We start from the raw sequence: 21,277 nt of genomic DNA, 5'->3' as shown, positions 1-21,277 counted from the left end.
ACGGGTCGTCGTTCCGGCAGGGCAAGATCGGCGCGCCGCCCTGCAGCCCAAGGACGTGACTTGCTAGACATTGAACACGCTCAGCAGACGCTCGCGTGCGGCAACCCAGGCCCGCACGGCCAAAGATTGCGGCGCCAAGGTGAAGCGGACAAAGGCGCGCATGCCGAAGGCCGGACGCAATTCGGGGCGGTCCAGCGCCAGATCGACCGAGAAGATCGGGGTCGTCGTCTCCAGCGCGCCTTGCCTGCCAGTGGTTGCAAAAGGTCCGCCGCCTGCCAATGACAGCACTGCCGATGGCAGGACGGCAGCCCCCTCCGGCACCTCACGCAGGATATGCGCTGGGACTTCCGTGAACGGGGCATCGGCAAAGCGCACGCCGATGGCACGCGGCGTTTCGCGCAGCACACCCACCTCGCGCTGCGGCACGGCGACACGAATGGCGCGCGCGCCGTCCGGCAGGACATAGGCCAGCAGCGCGCCCTTGGCGACGAATTGGCCGCTGAGGCTGGCGCCGCCGGTGATATCAAGGCGTCCGTCATGCGGGCTGACAATCTGCAGGGCCGCATCCTGTCGGGCCGCTTCCGCTTCTTCCTGCTGTGCAGCGGCCAGTTCCTGTTCCAGCCGGCTGACCTCTTTGCGGTTGTCCAGCCGCGCTTTTTCCACTGCCAGCCTTGCGCCTTCTACGCGTGCACGGGCTTGCGCAAGGCGGCTGTCGATGGCCGGGGCGTCCAGTGCAAAAAGCAGCGCGCCGGCCTGCACCCGTGCCCCTGCCTCGGCACTTTGGACCTGCACGACCCCACTTTGCGGCGCCCGAAGGAACGCTTCCTGCGGCAGCCAGACCACGCCCTGCACCACCACGTGATGGGGCAGCGGCAAGACCGCCAGCCCGACCAGCGCCAGTACTGCCAGAGCGCCGCCCCGCATGGCGCGCGTCCCGGCAAGCCGGATGCGGCCATCGTTCAGCGTCTGACGAACCAGCGTGACGGCGGGCCAGATCACCCCCAGCACCAGCGACCAGATGGCTAGAACGACCCCCAGCGCGCGATATTTCGCGGCCACGTAAAGCGCGATCGAAAGCGCGATACCCACGCGGTAAACAAAGGCCGCTGGTGGAAACACTGTGAACCAGAACGCCTCCCACCCGGTGACGCGTAGTCGCCGCCGCTCGCGTGTGCCCAGCAACCGGTTGCGCAACACCTCACCCCACCACGCATTGCCACGCTGGCTCAGGTTTGGAATTTCAATCAGGTCACACAGGATGTGGTAGCCATCGAATTTCAGCAGCGGATTGCCGTTGATCAGCAGGGTCGACAGGCCAGAGATGACCATCGTGTTGAACGCCACCGCGCGCAAGACGCCGTCGTTCGTCACACTCCAGAGGGCAAGGGCAAAGCTTGCGATCACCAGTTCGATCATGATCCCAGCGGCGGCGACAGCCGCACGCGACCATTTTGACGGAAACATCAGCGCGCTGGAGGCCTCGACATAAGGGATGGGATAAAAGGCGACCAGCACCACGCCCATTTCCGGCACCATCCCGCCGCGCGACCGGGTTGCAATGCCATGGCCGAACTCGTGGATGACCTTGACCACCGGATAGATGCAGCCGATCAGCGCAAGGTTTTCCAGATCGAGAAACCCCGACAAACCGCGATGGCTGAGCGCGGGCCATTGTGTTGGAAGAACCGCGAGCGCAGTCAGGATGATGGTCGCGCCAATCCACCACCAAAGGGCCGATGGCAGCACCGACAGCCGCCGCGCGACCGCGATCAGGACCCGGTCGGGATTGAAAAGCGGCAGGGTTGCCGACAGCGGGTTGAGGAACAGTTTTTTCCAGAACGCGCGCCGTTCCCGGTCGCGCCGTTCAAGAACCTCATCCAAAAGCGGCGTGTCTTGATTGTCCAGCAGGTCTGCCTCGTGAAGTTGCGAGAGCAACGTCAGGATATCCTGCTGGGTCGGCGCCTCGGCGCCCATCTCGGACTGCGCATCCTGCCACAGTTCGGACAGAGTCTGGCGTCCGTCAAATCGCCCGACAATGGCATAAGCGGCCCGGGTCATGCGGTGCACTCGCCGGCCGGTGGCGTTGGCCAGCACCACCCATGGTTCACCCAGATACACATGCCGGGCCACCTCGATATCGCGCCGCAGGCGTGGCGCCAGATCGGCAACCCGATACCAGTCCTGTGACAGGAATTGCCCGCTCATGGCAGCATCCGCCAACTCCAGAACCACAACCGAACGGCCGTGCCACGCAACAGCACCCAAGCCAGCCAGGCACTGCCGGTATCGATCTTGGCGGTGCCGGTCAGGCCGGGTCGCAGCCCTTCGACCGGGTCAATGTCGGCCTCCACCCGGAACCGGTTTTCCCCCGCGCCGGGGTCTGACACCGACGCGATCGTGGCGACGGTGAATGGCAGGCTGTGGCTGGCCAGACCTGAAAATGTGACCTGCCCCGTTTGGCCGGGGCGCACCAACTCAAGGTCATATTCGCTGACATCGATGAAAAGGCGGTACTGGCCGGTCGAGGCGATCTCGAACAACTGGTCGCCGGGCGAAACCGGGGCGCCGATGCGCTGGCGCAGATCGCCTGAAATCACCAAGCCCGATTGCGGCGCGGTAATGGTCAGACGGGCCAGTTGCGCCTCGACCAGCGACAGTGCCGCATTGGCCTCGTCCAGCGCGGTCGAGGCGATGGCGGCCTCGCTGCGCTTGCCCGCGGCCGAGGCCGTGCGCCAATCCTGCTCGGCTTTGGCCAGACGCGCCTGTGCCGCGGCCAGCTGCACCCGCAACTCGCGATCATCCAGCCGTGCCAGCACCGTGCCAGCGCTGACGGCGTCGCCGGCCTTGACGTTGGCCTCGGCGATGAAGCCCTGTTGCGGCGCGAGGATGCTGCGCTGTGTCGCCCCCTTCAGCGTAGCATCGGCATGCACGCGCAGATCGGCCGGGACCAATATCAGCGCAGCAATTGCAGCAACCCCGGCCAGAGCGGCCAGTGAGAGCGTCGGGCGGCGGCCCAACACGGCCGTCGCTGCACGACCGGCCAACGCCCGGCCCCTGCCGGATATCCAGCGCCTCTCCTGAAGCCGCGTCTTCAGCCCCGGGCCGATGGCAGCGGCAGCCAGCCGCAAGTCTTCGACCGCGCTTGGATCAAGCGCCAGCGACTGCCCCGGCTGCGGCGATTTCGCGACGGTCAAAACGCCTTCTGCCCGCCCCTCGACCAATAACGGAACGCTCAGGATCAGGGCCGCCCCCAGTTCCCGCGCGAGGGCGGCATGGGCCAGCGTGATCATCTGCCGCCCGTCGGGGCGTTCTGGAAACCCTACTGGCGCAGATTGGTCCATCGCCTCGGCCATCGCGGCCTCGACAGCGCGGGTCAGCCGGGCCTTGGCAGTGAACCCCGCATCGCGCGACAGCGCCTCAAGACGCACACCGCGCCCCTGCACCATGCCAAGCGCGGCCGTGTCGAACCCCGTCATCTCCGGGATGGCGTTGACAAGGGCCAGAGCGGCGCCGTCAAAACGCTGATGTTCATTTGCCGCCGCCAGAAGGTCCAGCACGAGCTTGGCGCTATCCGCACGCTCGATGCCCGTGGCCGCCTGCCCCTGCCATAGTCGCGCGTCCAGCCACCCGGCCGCCCAGTGTATTTCGCGCAACAACGGGCGCAGCCCCGTGCCCGGATCACGCGACAGGACAAAGACGGCCACCGCCACCGGGTGGCCGCCCTGCTCCAGCGGATAACCGATCAGCGTATCCTGGCCAGCCTTCTCGATCAGCGGCTCGGGTCGTTGGGCCAGCCTTGCGGCCAGCTTGCCCGCCAGTGTCTGTACCGTATCGTCAAGATGCCAGCCTGCGGCAAAGCCCAGAACGCCGCTTTCCCCCTGCAGAAGAAGAACCGCCGCACGGCAATCGCTAAGCCGCCCGGCGGTCAGCGCCAGCCAACCTGCCAGGAAATTCGCGCCGGTCTTGGGAACCAGAAAATCGCGCCACGGATCCGCGCTGGTCGCCAGTGCGGCAACTGACGCGGCCTCGACGCGAGGCGCTTCTGATCCTTTATGTGCGACATCCGCCAAACCGGATCTACTCCGCTGGCGAACGATGCCGCGCGCCGCCTTGGCTCCTGCGTCGCCCTGACGCGTCACGCGAAAGGCAAAGCTTCAGTCGTGGCATTCTTCGTTGTGCCATTCACGGTTTCCTTTCAGGGGCTTGGCCCGATCTCCGGCTCGCCGTCCAGCAACATCGCATGGGCGGCGGCGGGCCGGCGCCGTGTCCCCCGGCCGGCCTCGGGCGCACGCGGTACGGCCAGCAGCGAAACTGCACCAAGCACAGTCGTCAGCGACGGCGGGTCTGCCTGCGCCGTATCGAAAGTATCAGCCTGTGGCGGGGTCAACGCGGCGGCGTCGTCATCTACAACCTCAAAGCACATCCGCAGGGTCTTGGTGGGCCCGGTTGATGCCTGTTGCGGTGCATCGACGGGGCCGCGCATCAATTCGTAGATCGGGTTGCCCGAGAACCCTTCCGGCACCTCCTCGACAATACAGAAATGGCTGCGATCGGCATTGTCGAAATCAATGTAAGGCATGGCCTGCGGGTGCGGCACGGTGCCGTCGGTCACCTGCTCGGTATGATCGAGATGCCATTTGCGGCCAAGCGCAAGGAAATCGACGGCATTGGTCCGCAGACAAACCGCCGCAGCCCTGTCCGACCCGTCCCGCTCGGGCACGAGGCAGACGTTGACGATCCCTCCACTGCCTTGGAACAGCCGTGCCGACGCCCCGCCGGATGGCACCGCGCCCAACATGCGCGCGATATCACGCGCAGATGCGAAGACGGCCTGATCCGGGTTCTGGGCCGAGGCGAGTTCAACAGCTGCCGCGCCAAAGGAGCCACTCGCCGCGCCGAACCCGGTGTGGCCGGTACCGCCGAAGATGATCCCGCCGATGCCGATGTCATCGCCGCCGCCCGCATCACCACCGGTCGGCGGTAGCGGGCCGTCCGGACGCAGCAGATTGATGTCGACCTGCCGCCAGGCCGACACCCCGCCCATGGCGATCCCGTCCACCGCATTGAAAAGCGCGGTATCGGCAGCACCCACCGTTTGGTCGGCATTGGCATCGCCGGGGGCCGCGGCAATCGCCAGCGCCTTGGCGCCAGACCGGTCGGCCACGCCCAGATCAACCGCCATGTCGTTGATCTCTACAATCCGCAGGGCCACGGCGCTGGCCACCTTGCCGTAAGCGACCGTGTCGCTGATGGCGCCCGAAAGATAGCCCAGCACCAGCGCCCCCGGAGCCGGCGGCGTGTCGAAAGTGATGCGCAACAGCGTATGCCCGGGGCCGCTACCCTGTCCGCTCTCGCGGGTGATCGTGGCGCCCGCAATCGCCGTGCTCAGCCCCTCGATCGACAACGTATCGACCTGCCATTCAAGATCGAGCAGCATCGACTGAATGCCGCCAGCCTGCGTGAGCGACACTTCAAGCCCACGTCCGCCCGGGCCAAGGCGCGCGCCGGGGCGGGCCACCGCATCCTCGACATGCACCTGCGTCGGGGCCGGCTGCACCGCGATGACACGTTCATAAAGTCCGCCGGTATCGGCGGCGAGCGTGTCGAAATCGTTGCGCCAGCCCTGCACGTTGCCCAGCAGACGCAGCGTGTAATCGCCGGGCGCAAGCGGCGCGCCGCTGACAAGGTAGGTAAAGCCGCGCGCATCGGCATCGGGCACCAGCGATCCGCGCAGCGGCGTGCCGTCGGGGGCAAGCAGCGCGATATCGATCGGCTCGCCCTGATCCTCCAGCAGCCGGTAGGGGTTCGGCAGACCGGTATCGACAACGCCCGAAAACCGCACCGACACGCCCCATGTCGCGGCCACCACGCTTGTTACCTCAAGGCCCGGCGTGGCGATGGCAATCGGCTTGCTGTCAGCCGCGGTCACGCCGTTCTGGTCCTCGGCCTGCACTGAAATGAGGTAATCACCGGGCAGCGCATAGACATGCCCCGCCGTGCGGCTGTCAGTGGCCAGCACATCCTCGGTGCCGTCCCCCCAGTTCACGCTGAGGCCCGAGATCAGATCGACGCCGTTGTCGCGCACGTCAAAGCTGATATCGACGTTTTCGCGCATGACGGCACTTGATGGCGCATTTACCGACACGACCAACGGCACATCACCGACGATCGCATCAAAGCTGCGCTGCACAAGGCCGCCCTGCCCGTCGGACACGCCCACCGCAAAGGCCCGGCTGCCGTTGCCGCCAGTTGCGGTCCATTCCAGCAGGCCAGTGGCGCTGATCGTGGCCCCGTCCGGCGCCTGCAACAGGCTGTAGATCAGCGGATCACCATCGCGGTCGCTGGCGATGACCTGCACCTGCAGGTGATCGCCACGTGCAAGCGCGACATCCTCAATTGGTGCCACGTCTGGCGGATCGTTGACCGGCCGCACATCCAGCCGGACAAGCCCCGGGGCGCTGGTGAAAAGCCCGTCACTGGCAGTGAAGCTGAATGAATCAGACCCGTTGAAATCGGGGTTGGGAGTGTAGCGCCACAGCGTCTCGCCGATCTTTTCCAGTTGGCCATGCCCCGGCCCACGCGAAATCGCCAGCGTCAGCGGGTCATTCTCCGGGTCGCCGCTGAGCAGACCAAGATCAATCACCGTGCTGCCATCCTCGTCCAGAACCACGCTTTGGCTGGCGGCAACGGGCGGGTTGTTTGTCAGGTTGCTGGGCACGTCAAAGGCAAGCCCGGCGATGCGCGCCTCGGCATCGACCGCGCCAAATCCCAGCAGATCGAGGGAGATCTGCAGCCCGTTTGACAGATCGAGCGCGCCCAGATCCACGGTCACGTCACGGGCGGTAAACCCGTCGCTCAACAGCGTCGCCGGGCCCACCTGCAGGCCCGGGCCCACGCGCAACATGCCATTGGCCTGCAGGTTCAGGGCGGCATCGGTATTCGAGAGGCCCGGCACAAGCGACAATGGCGCGCCCAGCCGGTTCAAAAGGGCGACCTCGAAGGCATCCTGCGGGCCCGAGGTGTCCGGTGCCATCCGGGTCAGAATGGTGAATGTCAGCTGGCTCGCCCCGCCGGGGACATCAAGCAACCGGTAGGCGGCCGTCCGGGTTGCCGGCCCTTCAAGCAGGGCAAGACCATCGGCGGTCTGCCCGACATTGCCCAGTACCGACCAGCCCGATGACAGCACCTGCGCGCCACTGCCGGGCGCAAAGGCATAATCCAGCCCCTGTGCATCGGACGGGGAAAGCAGGCTGGCGGCATTGGCCCCGTGCAGCAAGGTGCGCACACCGACATAATCGGTGGGGCTGGCGGCCGGCACGTTGAGCGCCAGTCGCAGCGCCGCCTGGATCGCCGGCGTTGTGTCAAAATTGCCGGGCGTGCTCAACACCGTGGGATCGCCCAGGATATTCCCGGTCTGGGCATCGTAAAGATCGGGCAGGCCAAGCGTGTGCAGTGTCTCGTGCGAATAGGCCCAGGCCATCGCATCGGTGAAGGCCTTCGCGGCATCAAATGTCGCGCCACTGCTGGCACTCCGCAGGCTTTGCAATACGGCGCCGACATCAAGGACCACCTTGTCACCCTTCAGTCGGGTGTTGAACAGCGCGTCCTGCCGGTAAGTCTGCTGCTGCCCGGTATAGGTGCCATCAACGGTCTGATCGATCAGCGAGGCAAGCTCGGCCCTTGCCGCCGTGGCATCGGACGGCGCGGCGGCAAAATCAAAGCTGGCGAAGCCGAAGCGCGCCCCGGTACCACTCGCGCTCACGCTGTTCTGAACCGTCCCAAGAACGTCGGTGGCGGCCGTTTTCAGGCCATCAAGCTTGAGACTCGCCTCGTTCACCTGCGTTTCGATCCCGGCGGTCTGACTGCGAATATTGTGGATGATCTGGGCCGCATCTCCGGCGTCGCCCGCCAGCGCGCCTTGCAACGCGCTCATCATCTGCGCCAGCGCAGCCGAGTCGTTGAGTGCGGCGGCCAGCGGCGCCTGCACCGCCTGCGCGGCGGCCGCGGCCCCGTCGGAAACGCCATCGCCCAACGCGATTTTGTCGGACCCGGCAAGGTCCAGCAGGCTCTTGAGGCCCCAGCCGTAGTCGGCGGTCTTGCTGCCGGCGGCCACATTGGCAATCTGCAGATCGGCCGTGTCCGAGATCAGCGCGCGGATCTCGTCATTACTGACAGTCTGGGCATTGGTGATCGAATCCTCCACCGATCGCGCCAGATCGGCCACGCCCTGATTGATCGCGCGCACGTGGCTCAAGGCGTCGGTGACCCCGCTATTGCCGCCCTGCAAGAAGCCAGCGAGGTTGTCGAGGCTGTGCGTGCCCTGACCGTCCTGGCTGTCCAGCGCGGTCGCAAGGCCCAGCAGATTGCCGGTATTGGTCACCAGCGCATCAATTGCGAAATTGGCACTGGCGTCGAGGTCCTTGGCCTGACCGATACCGGAAAGCATGTCTGCCATGGACTGGCCCGCCCCGTCCGGCAGCGCCCCGATCAGGTTTGTCAGGTCCACGACCGCGGCCGTGGTCGCACGACTATCGACATGGAACGGACTGGGCACGGTACCAGTTGTTCCGACGGCACCCGCCACGTTGTCGACGACCGTCTTCAGCCCCCCCATCAGCCCCGACAGCCCGCTAAAGATGCCGCCGGAGCCTTCGCCATCAATCGCGCTTTGGGCCTGCGCCAGGCCATCGGAGGCAAGCGCATGAACCTGCTGCTCGGCGGCCAGAGGCTGGCCGTTTTCGGCGCTGTTCCTCAATTCCTCAAGGAACGTATCCTGCCCAAGCGCCTGCGCTGCCTTCCCGATCTCGGACAGCGCATCGGCGACGTCGGTTTGCGATCCGCCCGCCATGCGGAATTGCTGGCCAAGCTGGGTGAAGATTCCGTCCGCCCCGACACCGGCAAGGTCAAGATCGTTGATAAGCTTGCGCGCCAACCCGCCAATGCCGGAACCGCCACCACCACCCCCGGTGGACGGTGCTGCGCCACTGTCCAGCCCATCCAAAAGCCCGGAATTTGCGCCAACGATCGAATTGAGAAGTCCGTTCAGATGGCCCGAAAGCGCGCCAAACGGGTCGTTCTGCCGGTTCACCTGCCCAAGGATGCCCTGCAAGGTATCTGCCGGGATTGGATCAACCCCGTCGGTGGTGGCCTCAAGCTGACCGAATAGCGCGATATTGTCGGTGAACGTGCCATGCAGGTCATCGATCTGGGAGGTGATCTGCCCTGTCAGGTCCCGCAGCGAGGTGCCAAGTTTGCCCAGCACGCCCGAAAGAACGGGTTTGCTACCGGTCGCCGTTCCCACGAGTGTTTCGGTGCTGCTGATGCTGTTGGTGAGCGTGGCGATCAGGGGGGCAAAAAGGCCCTTCGTCGACGATACCGTCGCGGCAAGTTCGCTTTGGCGCTCGGCCGGCAGTTTGCTGCCGAAAATACCAGCCAAGGTCTGCGTTTGGCTCAGCAGGTTATCGAGCAACTCGTTGCCACCCTGCACCGACGACATCACGTTCTGCCCGATATCGGTGAGCGTCGTGGAAAGTTGTGTGCTGCCAATGGCCTGACTGATCGTCTGCGACAATCCGCCAAATGTACCGCCCGGGCCGCGCACGACATTCAATGCCGCACTCAGAACACCGGAGGGCCCAGTACCGGGCGACGAATTCTGGGCCGTGGCGAACGGACTGATCAGCCCCAGACCACGAACCGCGTCGCCAATCTTTTCAAACGCCGTGCCAAGACTGCCCTGCAAATTACCCAAGCTGGCGCTGGCCGCCTTCTCCTGATCGGTGTCCAGCGTTATGCCGTCAAAAAGCCCCCCCAGACTGGACATCAGTTCGGCCTGGGCCGCGCCCACTTGGCTTAGCACCGTGTCGGCCTGATCACTGACCGTGGCGAACTGCGAAACCAGCCCTGCCTGCGCCTCTGCCTGACCATCCAGCGCGTCATAGACCAGCGCCGCGCTGGTAAATGTGTGACGCCCCTGATCGATAATATCGTTGAAGGCGGGCAAGGCGGTGCTGGCGACATCGGCCAGCGCATTGGCGTAGTCCTGATATTGTGCCTGAACCTCGGGCGCGCCGACATAGACCTTGTTCAAGGCGTCGCTCAGACCCTGTTTCTTGTCCTTCAGGCTCAGGGCCTTTTGCTGCTGCGCTTCGGCGGCATCATGCGCGGCGCTGGCGCCGTCATTACGCGCCTGTTGGGCCGCATCGACCGGCAGGATCAATGCGTCGGAGCCTTGTGTGCCGGAATCAAATACCAGCTCGAAATCACCCGCGCCGGAGGTGACACGCACCGCCCCGTCGCCTGCCGCCAGCACGGAGGCAAGCTGGTTCTTGATGCCGGCAATCACGTCGGCCCAATTGGCATCGGTCAGCCCGGCAAAGCGTAGCGCAAAACTGTCTTGATCAGCCACACCGTCGGCAATTTCCTTGGCGCGCAGGGCGGCCAACTGGGTCTTGATCTCGGCCCGCAGTTTGTCGGCCTCGATCCCGACGGTCTGTTTGCGGGTCGCTGCCGCCTCGACTGCAAAACTGCCGATCTGCTCGCCACCACGGGTCAGCACAAGGGTGCTGGCATCAACGAAACGCGGCGCGGCATTGCCGGGCTTGTCGCCCACCCCGACCGGCGCAAAGGTGATGTCATAGCTGTTCAGCCCGTCAGTGCCGGTCAGCCATTTGCTGTCTGCCCCGGCCAGCGACAGCGTGATATCCGACAGGTTGCCCAACCGCTTTTCAATGTGCAGCGTGCGGGTCTGGCCATCAGCGGTATCGGCCAACCGCAACGTCCCGTCATTGGCCGCGTCATCGCCCATGTCAGCCAGATACAGGATGGCAGCGGTCCGGGTTTCGTCGATGCGCGTGATCCCCGGCGCGGTGCTGGGGGTGTCATCGGCGTAATGAACGACCATCCGTGTGCCCAACAGCAATGCCTGGGCGTCCGGCGCGGTGTTTTGCAGGAAATCATTGGTCAGGCTGGCGGTCAGTGTCAGGCTTTGCTTTTCCCCGGGCCGCAGGTTGGTCTTGAGCTGTATGCCGGCGCTGCCATCCTGCAGCGACACCGGAAACCCGGTTGTTCCGTTCGGCGCATTGGCCAGCGTCCATACATCGGGCAAGGCAGAAAGGGTCAGGAACTCTGACGGGTCCAGCGTCAGCGTCACATCCATGCCCCGGTCCGAGAGGTTCTCGAACGCGAATTCATGACGGTCGATGCCAAGGCCAGCCGTCTCGCTGACACGCAAGGCCTCGCGTCCGGTCCCGTCGGTGATCTGCTGGCCGTTATCGGTGAACAGAACCGTCAGGTCGCTGGCCCCGGCTGCCGCGCCAACATCGGAATCGGTTATCTTGAGGGTCTGGCGGAACGATATGTTGTCGATCCGCGCCAGCGATCCGGTGGCTCCCGTATCGGTGACGTTGCGGATCACCAGCTGCCCCGCCTTGCCCCGCACCGTTTCGGGTATCTCGAAATACTGGCGTTTGTCAGCCCCGGTCTGGCTGCTGTCGTTACGCACTTGCGCGGCCTTCATCGGCGTCAGTTCAATATACGTCCCGTCGATCTGGGCAAAGAGCGCCAGCGTGGAATTGCCGCCCGCCACAGGGTCATCCCAAGTCACATCAACGCCAAGTTGATCGTTTTTATCATTGAAATACATGGTGTTGTGGACAAGCTCGGCACCCGCGCCCAACTTGTAGTACCAATCCACCATGTTCTTCTGGATGAATGCGAGGATGTCGGGCAGCTTGGACAGGAAGTCATCAACGCCCGCTCCCACGAGCGACTTGAAGCGGCTGTCGGGTGCCGGCGGCGGATTGACATAGGCCAACCCCCTCGTCGCATGATCCTGAATATCCGCTTCCTTGGTGATCGCATCGAAATCCTCCTGAAGGATTTCAAAGAACTTTGCGCCCAGCCCACTCTCGATGAGGTCGTTGGCAAAACTGGCGGCGGCCGGAACCCCGGCAAGGACCGCGTTGACGACGGTATTCAGCACCTTGCCGGCATAATCGGGATCGCTGTCGGATTCAGGTGTCTTGTGCGTAACTGAATCGATCCCCTCGCGGACTTTCGACACAAGGGACGTTATCGTGTCCTCGTAGTATTTCCAGGCGCTGTCCGCGATAGCTTCGGGCTTGAACTTGTCGATCCGGGTGAAATCAATCTCCCATCCCAGCGTATTCTCGGGCAGGAAGAACAGCCCTTGCAGTCCCGAGACACTGGAACTGTCGAGGCCGCCAATCACGCGATAGCTGTTGCCCCCCAACATCGACCAGCCGGGTGTTTCATAGGCGCTGCGCGCCGGGATCGGCATCCGCCCGTAAAGCGGCTTTTCGGAAGCCTGGAAATCGCCGTTGAACACGCTGGCAATCGCGGTGCCTTTGCCGTCCTTGGCCGAGTTGTTGTAGCTGGCCGGATCAAATTTCGATCGATCAACTGTGGTGATCCGGAGTTGACGTTGGCCGCCACCGCCAAGCGACGAATAGAACCAGCCCGTCCCCACGCCTTCCCACGCTGTGGTGTCGATGGCGGCCGCCTTGTTGGTGCGCACCGGCGCATTTTCCTTTTGCCCGGCAATCGAGTTGGCCTCGAACTCGCGCGCGACATACCAGCTCTTTAGGTTCTTGTCGTAACCGGAGGCGCTTTGGGCCACGGCCGCCGGGGTCGCCGGGGCCGGGTCGTTGTAATAGCGTGCGATGCGGCCGAATTTCTCCAGATAGCCGTCCTTGCCCGAGGCCGTCACCACGTCCTGGAACCGGTCGAGCGGGCCGCGCCAGATACCGGTCTTAATCTGCCCGAAACCGTCGAAGTAATAGCTGCGCAGCGCCGTCGTTCCGGTGTACCAGCCCACTGCGCGCAAATTGAGACTGCCCAGCCCGATGCCGAACTGCGTCTTGTCGATCCCAAGAAACGCGGTATCGGGCAGCGCATCGTCCTCGATGAAGCCGGGCAGGTTCGTCAGGTTCAGGTTGACGTTGGCTGTCGCCAGCGCCGTGCCCTTGGTGGTGAAGGACAGCGCGCGATCGGTATCGGCGACCGTCTGGAAATAGTTGTCGGCAAAGGACACGCCGTTCCAGTTGATCGTGACCGGGTCAGAGAAATCCGACAGGTCAATGGTGTTGATCTTCAGCGATTTCAGCGACGTGCTGATCGTGTCAACGCTGGCTGCAAAGGCCTTGGTCTGTTCGTAGTAGCGGATTGCGCTGACCACATTGGCGACTGTCACTTCGGCCGACAGGCCCGCCGTCTCGACCGTGGCATAGACATTGGCGGCCGCGTAAAGCGCAAAGCCGTAAGACGCGAGCGTGGCCGTGGTGGACACGAAATCAAGAACGTTTGTCACGTTGAGCTGGCGCTGTGGCTGCGCACCAGAGAGCGGGTCGATCGTGGTAACCTGAATCGGCCCCAGCTTGTCTTTGCCAATCTGCGCCAACAGCCGCTGGACGATCTCGGTATTGACCGAGGTGCCGCGCCCCTCGCCGATGAAATGCAGCGGTGCACTCAGAACGTCGCCGATGCGGTTGTCCAAATCGACGATCTCGGCAAAGAACGCATCCGCCGCGGCCTCGGCAAATCCGGTATCGTCGATCGTGGTGGAGTCGGTCCAGTCCGGCACGAGGATCAGCGCATTGGCATCTTCCAGCGACTTGCCCGGCGTGATGTTGACCCAGTCGCCATAGCGATTGCTGTCCGACGAGGTCACGCCCCGCCCCAACGGCTTGTAGAAAAGGACGACACCATCTGTCGCCGCAGCCATCTTGACGGCCATATCAAAGAGCGCCGTCTGATCAGCTTGGGGGCCAAGGAATGGCAAACTCAACCCGTGGGTCAGGACCGCGACACCGGCATATTTCTGCCCCGTCGCCGGCTTGACCGGGTTGACGTAGAACTCGCCATACTGCCGGTTGACCTCCGGCTGGTGCCCGTTCTGCGACAGGACCGCCTCGGCCCCCCAGAAGTAGCTTTGACCGGCAGTCAGTACAGTGTCACCGGGCAGCGTCACCTTGAAATGTCCGCCATTTGCCATCGCATCGGCAATTTGCGCGTCCGTCAGATAGACCGTGGCAACCCGGTTGCGATTGGCGTCATAGCTGCCGTTCGCGTCGATCAGGTTCTTGTAGCCGAGGTTTTCAAGCGCCTTGCCTTGCGTCGGCGTCGTGTCACTGACGAAAAGCCCCTCTCGCGGACCATAGACCGACACCGTCACGATCACGGAAACGGGCCTTGAGTTCGGATCAAGGTCGAACGCGAAGTTGGGCTGCGGGTTATCGGTGCTGTCGTATTTGGGCACGTCGATTGCGCTGTGCGTGCGGGTGATCGTCAGATCGGTGAAGCTTCCATCATCCACCGGATCCAGCGAGATGACATTGCGCACCGTGGCCATCCCGCCGATCAGGCCGCCCAGCAGGATCGGCTGGTTGGGTTTCTCCTCTGGGCTCAGGCCGGGGCCGACATAGGGCTCGCCCGGCCCGTAGGGCACCGCGTAATACGCGCCGTAGGCGGCGCGGGGTCCGAATGTCTCGTTCAGGTCGATGCGCGGGACCAGCACACCGCTTGGCGCCGTTGCGGTGCCGCCCAGATCGTCCAGCGCATAGCGGTAATACAACTCGTCCGGGTGGGTCTTGATGAAATCGTCGATCGCCTGGATGTCGTAGGCAAGCACGTTGCCCAGCCGTCCGCCCGACATGTAGACGAATTTACGGTCGGGCGAGAGACCCAAGGTCGTGCCCCAGCTTTCGGGAATGCCCAACGTGGCGGCAACGACCCGTGACGCCTGACTGCCCGTGCTTTCGCGCGTCGCGCTCAGAAGGTTGGTGACCACGGCGATGTTGCTGCCCGGCGGATTGGCCCGGTAGCGCCCGATCAGGCTGGTGAAGGAATAGTCCGGATCGCGTTGCGGATCGTCGGGGGCAAAGCGGCGCTGACCAAGGATAAACGCCGTCTCGCCGGTTTCGGAAAACACGATGTCAACAGGATCGGCCACGGCGAAGGGGGCCCTCGGACCGTTCTGGCTGGCCGCTTCTGGCGGGAATGCAAAGTTCATCCTGTTCTGGACCGACCAGTTGCCCTTCGCGTCCCTGTCCAGCACCACGACAAGGCCACCATTGGACGGCCCCGAAACGGTGCGGGTCGAATCGAGGATGACAATCTTCTGGTGGTTGTCCCCTGCGAAGAAATAGCTGGTCACGCTGCGCGGCTCGCGCAGGAACAACCCGCTGGTATCGGTCGCCGTCGACGGGTCGCCAAAGCTTGCCACCGGGCTGAGCAGCGGATCGGACGACTCGTCCAACGCGGTGGGCAGATCGAAGATCGACACCAGGCCCTGCGAACGCGCGCCGGTGCCTGCGCCCGATTGCGCAACGACGATCTGTTTGAAGTCCTGCGTCAAGGCGGCCGAGGTGATGGCTCGCGGATCGGGCAACGTCAGGCTGAGGAAATCACGCAGGTAGGTCGCGCTATCCGCCGGGTTGATCCCGATCACATGGATCTTGTTGGACCCCTGGTCGGTGACAAAGAGGTAATTGTCGCCACGATCGACGAACATGTCGCCGATCCGAATGCCCGCGTCGGCGTTAAGCTGGATGAAATTGACGTGGCTGTCATCGGCAGGGTTCACGTCGATCTGACGCCACGCGATGGTGTCGACGACCGCGATGCCCTTTGCCGCCGTCAGCGCCACGAAGGCAAGACTGTTGTCCTGTGACAAGACAACCGCACCCGGGCCTGCACTGGGCTGATCGGGCAGCGGCACGCCGTTCTGATCCAGATACCCAATCGGAATGCGCCCCACGAGCTGCGGGATTGGCGTGGTGTCCGGGCCGGTCCGCGCCAGCGGGCGCAACACCGCGAGCTGATCGAACGTCACCGAAGTGTCGACCGCCACATCCGCGCCATCGGGCTGGCTGAAGCCCTGTTGCACGGCGACAAACGTGTCTTCGCCCGGCGCCAAGGCAAAACTGTCGGACAACTGGAACTTGGCATCCATCACCGCCCCGGCCACTTCGCTGCCCTGGGCCAGTGCGCTGGGGGCAGTGCCGGTATCCGCGGTCTGGGTCAGCGCCGGACGTGCAACGCGGAAAACACCCGTCGACACGTTGCGCGGCGGTGTCACGCGCAATGCGGGTGCCCCGTCGCGCATGATCTGTTCGGCCAGCACGGCGACTGCCCCGGTTTGATCAAACCGCACCGAATAGCCCGCGCCATGCCCGCCCTCGGTCTCGGCCTTCAACAAGGCGGTATTCAGCACATCGTCAGACACGTCGCCGAACACCACCCAGCTATGTGCGCCCCCGTCCAAGCGGCTGTCAGGCGTCAGGTTCAGCCCCTTGATTTCGATCTGTGCCTTGGTGACGGCACTGGCCTGTGTTGTGAGCTGTACGACCTCGGCGGATTCGACCAGCGGATAGGCCGCATTCTGCAGATGCTCCAGCAGCGAGCCAAAGAGGTTGGTCACGATATTGGGCAGGTCCGCGGCAATCTGCAGCGTGTTGGAACTGATGATGTCGAGAGTTTCGGAATTGACCAGCTTTGTGGCAATGGCGGTGATCGCATGCGGCAGCGTCAGCACCATCTTGGCCCCTGCCGACAGCGCGCCGATCGGCAGCAGCGCGCCACCTATGGACTGAACCGTGGCGGTGGCCTGAATATGGTCGGAGGGGGCCATTTGCTGGACCGAGGCACTGACCACCTTCTGGGCGAAATCGTCGGCGATCTGCATGACCACCAGCGGCCCGTCCGATTGTGTGCCGGCATGCGGTGGCGAGGTGGTGCGGGCGATCCCGTTGGCATCGACAACCCCGCTTTCCACCTCCTGATAGCCTTTGACGATGCCGGCATCGGTGACGAAATCGCTGATGCGGTAGAATATGACATGCGCCCCTTCGGCAAGGCTTGTGGGAATGGCGAACTGCGCCGGAATGCTTTGTGGCGCGTTGCCGGTATCCAGATTGAAGGCCGCACCGAAGGTAAAGCCGTCTTCGGGGCGCAGCAGCGGCACCCCGATCTCGTCGGCGCTCAGCGTTGTGATGGTGACTTGCGCGTCGCGCGGCAGCGCGCCTTCGGCGATCGCCACCTGGTAACCATCGGCGTTCTGCACCACGCCACCAGCAGACCCCACCGGAACGGCATCGCCAACCACCGGCGTCATCACGTTGACCGGAATGGTGATTTCCGAGGCGCGGTAGATTACCGTCAGCTCGGTATGGCCAGGCGCAAGGCCAATCACCCGGCCATCGGAGGTGACTTGCGCGATATCGTTGTTCTGGACGTAGCTTTTGACTTCGTCCATGTGCGATTGCACCACGTTCGCGCCCAGATGATCGAACAACAGCAACTGACGCGACGCGCCGGGAGTGATCTCGACCGCGTCGGGATAGATATCGCTGCCCGGCCCGTCGATCAGCGCCTGATCGTAGGACGACAACGCCCCGACCCGCACGACAGTTGCCGCATGGATCGCCCCGCGCGCGATCTCGATCACGCTATAGCCGTTCCCCCGGCCCTGCAGTTGCGTGCCGACAAGGCGCGCGACGGTTGGGTCATCGAAGCTGACCGTCACATAACCTTCGCTCAGCGCCGCCGTACCACCATCGGCGAAACTGCCGGTGATCCCGAAATCGACCGTTTCACCATCGGCCAGCAGCGGCGCGCGATCCTCCAGCGTGATCCCGGTCAGCGCGGCGTCGGAAATCTCGATGTTCAGATCGGCACTGGCCGAACTGCGGTAGCCATCACTTGCACGCAGACTTACATGCATCGGCCCGGTCTGGCCGGGATCTGGCGTCACCAGAAGCGTCGCGCCATCCGGGCTGAGCGTTGCCGTGCCGCCGCTGGCACCAAGCACCTCGAAAAACACCGGATCGCCTTCGGGATCGGCCGCCATGTCGCGCAGCGACACTGCAATGGCCAGATCGGTGTAGGTCTTTTGTGCTACTGGCGTCAGCACTGGCGGGCGGTTGGCGCGCAGCCCGTAGTTGCGCAACAGCAGCGCCTGATCGGTCGCATCAACGTTGCCGTCGCCATCGATGTCGCGGGGGGTGTTCTGGTAGGCTGCCTTGTCGGCGCTCGACACATCGCCGTCGCCTGTCAGGTCGCCCGTTGGCGCAAGGTGCAGGTCGATCGACGCGGCACTGTCACCATGCAGGGTCAACTGCTTCAGACCGGCCTCCGAGACGGCGAAGATCGCCGTCTGGCTGCCATCAGCGGCCGTTTGCAACGATACCGGCCCGGCCCCGTCCAGTTGCAGGCTGGCCCCCGGGGCGCTCATCCTGACCGAGATCAGCAGTTGCCCGCCGGCCGAGGCCAACTCGCTGTCGCGCAGAACGAACGAGGCGGTCTGCACCTCGCCCGCAGCGATCGTGGTCTGCCAGTCGGTGGTGTTGGTAATGCCGCCGAAGGCATGGTTCAGGGGCTGCGCCACCCCGCCCTGATAAACGCCCGCCAGCCTGCCCTGCGCGATTGAAAGCCCACTCGCGTCATAGCCGTAAAGATCGGGCTCTGCCCCACTGCTGCCGCCGACAAAGGTCAACCGATCAGCCGCGTCGTAAAGGAACAACCGCTTTTCGCCATCGGGCAGCGTTAGACCGGCAATCGCCCCGGCCGGATTGCGCAGAACCGTCACCGCGCTGCCGTTCGCGCCGATCAGCCCGCTATCGGCGATCAGGACATGCGCATCGCCGCGCGCAACCCCGGTCATCGAGCCGCCGCCATCCATTTCCCAGACAGTGCCATCTGGCTGGCTCAGGCGCAGCGTGATCGGCGCGCCGGGGGCAAATGGCGAATAGGGCAGGCCCGAGCGGGCGCTGTATATGGCGCCATCCGCCTCTGTCAGCAGGGGGCCGTCAAAAGACAGCGCATAGCCGGGCTGGTCGGCCGTGAAGGTCAGCGTCGCCTTGTGAAACCCGGAGATCTCCTGCGTTGCAATGCCCACGGTAAAGACAATCCGCTGGCCATCAGGCGCGGTCAGATGGATGTGCTGGCCGGCCTTCAGCGCCGCACCTGCCACGCCCGCCGGCCCTGCATCCAGTTGCGCATCCAGCCATGGCGCAGCCCAGCCTTGGCCAAAGTCCAGCGTCTCACCTGCGCGGTCGGGCTGATAGACACGCGTCAGCGGAATATCAATGCCCGACAACGTCACCTCCGCCTCGGTCAGGCGCAATGTGGGATCAGCGGCGGCGGGCAGGATCTCGATCTGTTTCTCGACGATCGTTTTCAGGCCGTTCAGATCGCGGGCGTCCAGCCGCAGGGTGTAAAAGCCCGACGGCACTTCTCCGGCGTCGATCTGCGCCAATTCGCCGATCGTCTCGGTGTCGCCATCGGCGAGTTGCCGCGCCACACCGCTGCGTGAAACGAGTGTCAGCGTCCAGCCGGCGACGCTTTGATCGGCGACTGAACCGCTGATCGAAACCGGGCCGGCCAGCGGCCCCTCAGGCAGATCGAGCGTGACCTGCGGCGCGGCAACATCACCCGGCTGACGGATCACGATATCTCGCGCGACCTGTCCCGTGCGCCCATCGCGATCGGTTACCTCCAGCACCGCATGCAGCCGGCCCGGCGCGGGCGCGACGATCTGCGCCCGGCCCAACGCATTCAGCGGCAGGACCTTTCCATCGACGGTCAGGCGCATCGCCGTGATCGGCACGACACCGTCGCCGGTGGCCGATAGTGTAATGGTCTGGCCCGGCTGCGCGGGGAACCCGGGGGTGACATCCAGCACCGCCGTCGGCAGGATCGGCGTCCGGGTGACCTTGATCAGCATGTTGGCCGCGACGACGTCCGTGCCGTCATCCGCGCTGACCTTCAACACCAGATCGCCTAGGTCGCCGGCATCGGGGGTAAAGATCAGACGTCCTGTGCTGCGGTCAAAGCTGGCATTGGCGGGCAGGTTGGCGATGGAGAGCGCCAGCGTGTCATCGGTATCGGGATCGGTGACCGGCAAGGTGATGTCGAGCGTTTCACCCAGCACCACCGTGCGCGTCTCCAGCGCCAGCACCGGCGGGCGGTTCTGGTTCAGCACGTTGACAGCGACATCAGCCACGCTTTGCGCGCCCGACGGATCGCGCGCCGCGATCTTGAATGTATAGCTGCCTGCCTGATCGTAGCCCGGCATCCACGTCACCACGCCGGTACGCGGATCCAGACTGGCGCCCTTCGGCAATGCGTCGGCAACGGCGAAGACGACCGGATCACCATCTATGTCAGAGGCCAGCAGCCGGAACGTAAACGCCTGCCCTTCCAGCGCGGTTTGCGGCGCGGTGTCCAGCACGACGGGCGGACGATTTGTGTTCGTAACATGCAGGCTGGTCGTGAACGTGTCGGTCGCGTTGCCATCCGTCACGCCCAGCGTGATATCGTTGTAGACGCCGGCCTGAAACACGCCCGGCGTGAAGGTCAGCCGGCCCGACAACGGGTCAAGCACGGCCCCGTCCGGCAGCCCCGTCGCCGTGAAGGTCAGCGGATCACCGTCCGGATCGGAGGCCAGCACGCTGACATCAAGCGTGTCCAGTTCGGCCACCTCCAACGGGCCCAGGGGCTGTATCAGCGGGGCGGCGTTGGCGCTGCGGACGAGGACCGGCAGGCTGATCGTGTCGCCAAGCCGTGCCGTGGGATCGCCATTGCCCGCGTCGGTGACCGTCAGAACCAGCGTATGGCTGCCACTGTCGCCAGCCAGTGGCGTGTAACGCAACGTGGCCTTGCCCGGCTCGCTTGTATCCAGCACCGCACCGTCCGGAAGTCCCGACATCTCGAAGCTGAGGCTGCCGCGCTCGGGGTCTTGCGCGGTGAAGGTATAGCTCAGCTCTTGTCCTACCACGGCCACCAAGCCGGCCACCGGCGACAGAACCGGGGGCAGATTGGCCCCCTCAACCGTCAGGATGAAACTACCTTCGGCCGCCAGCGCGCCGGCCGGGTTCCCGTTGCCATCGTCCTGCAGTCGCAGGTCAATGCGCCAGTCACCCCGGTCCAGATCGCCGGGCGTGATCTCAAGCACCTGACCTTGCGCCGTCTGGACGACCCGGCCAAAGCCGGAGGTGCCATCGAGAGCAATCGGCGTCGGATCGAGGCTGATCTGGTCGGCCCCGGCCGCGCGGGTGGCCGTGGCCTGCACGCTCAGCGGGCCGCCATCCGGGTCCAGAGCGGTCAGCGGGATGCGCACCACCTCGCCGCCCTGCGCCGTGATGTTGGGCAGATCGTCCAGCACTGGCGGGCGGTTGAAATCCTCCACCTTGATTGTGATCATGACCGAAGAGGACAACGGTGTGCCGGTGCCATCACCGTCATCCGTGGCTGTCAG

3 protein-coding genes (1 of these 3 only partly in view) are annotated in these 21,277 nt (G+C 64.5%); all 3 read right to left on the bottom strand.

From position 1 onward, the window contains the following. Nucleotides 1–63: 63 nt before the first annotated feature. Tightly spaced (at most 56 nt apart), the 3 genes in view from GC146_RS11935 to GC146_RS11925 form a layout consistent with a single transcriptional unit that may run on beyond the window. A complete protein-coding gene (locus GC146_RS11935) occupies nucleotides 64–2,205 on the bottom strand; it encodes a PqqD family peptide modification chaperone (protein ID WP_291838716.1) in 2,142 nt (713 codons plus the stop codon). Beyond that, entirely contained in the window at nucleotides 2,202–4,139 is a 1,938-nt protein-coding gene (locus GC146_RS11930; RefSeq protein WP_291838713.1) for an HlyD family efflux transporter periplasmic adaptor subunit, read from the bottom strand. Before GC146_RS11930 ends, GC146_RS11935 begins: the two co-directional genes overlap by 4 nt. Before the next feature lie 56 nt (nucleotides 4,140–4,195). Beyond that, a protein-coding gene (locus GC146_RS11925) for a CARDB domain-containing protein (RefSeq protein WP_291838710.1) crosses the window boundary here: on the bottom strand, nucleotides 4,196–21,277 show its final stretch. It continues 17,217 nt past the right edge of the window; 17,082 of the gene's 34,299 nt are visible here — the last part of the coding sequence; the start codon falls outside the window, past its right edge; it ends in the stop codon at nucleotides 4,196–4,198.

Origin of the sequence: Limimaricola sp., assembly GCF_016125575.1 — a bacterium.
GTDB lineage: Bacteria > Pseudomonadota > Alphaproteobacteria > Rhodobacterales > Rhodobacteraceae > WGLM01.
The sequence above is the reverse complement of the archived record's forward strand: the minus strand, read 5'-3'. Positions and strand labels throughout refer to the sequence as shown.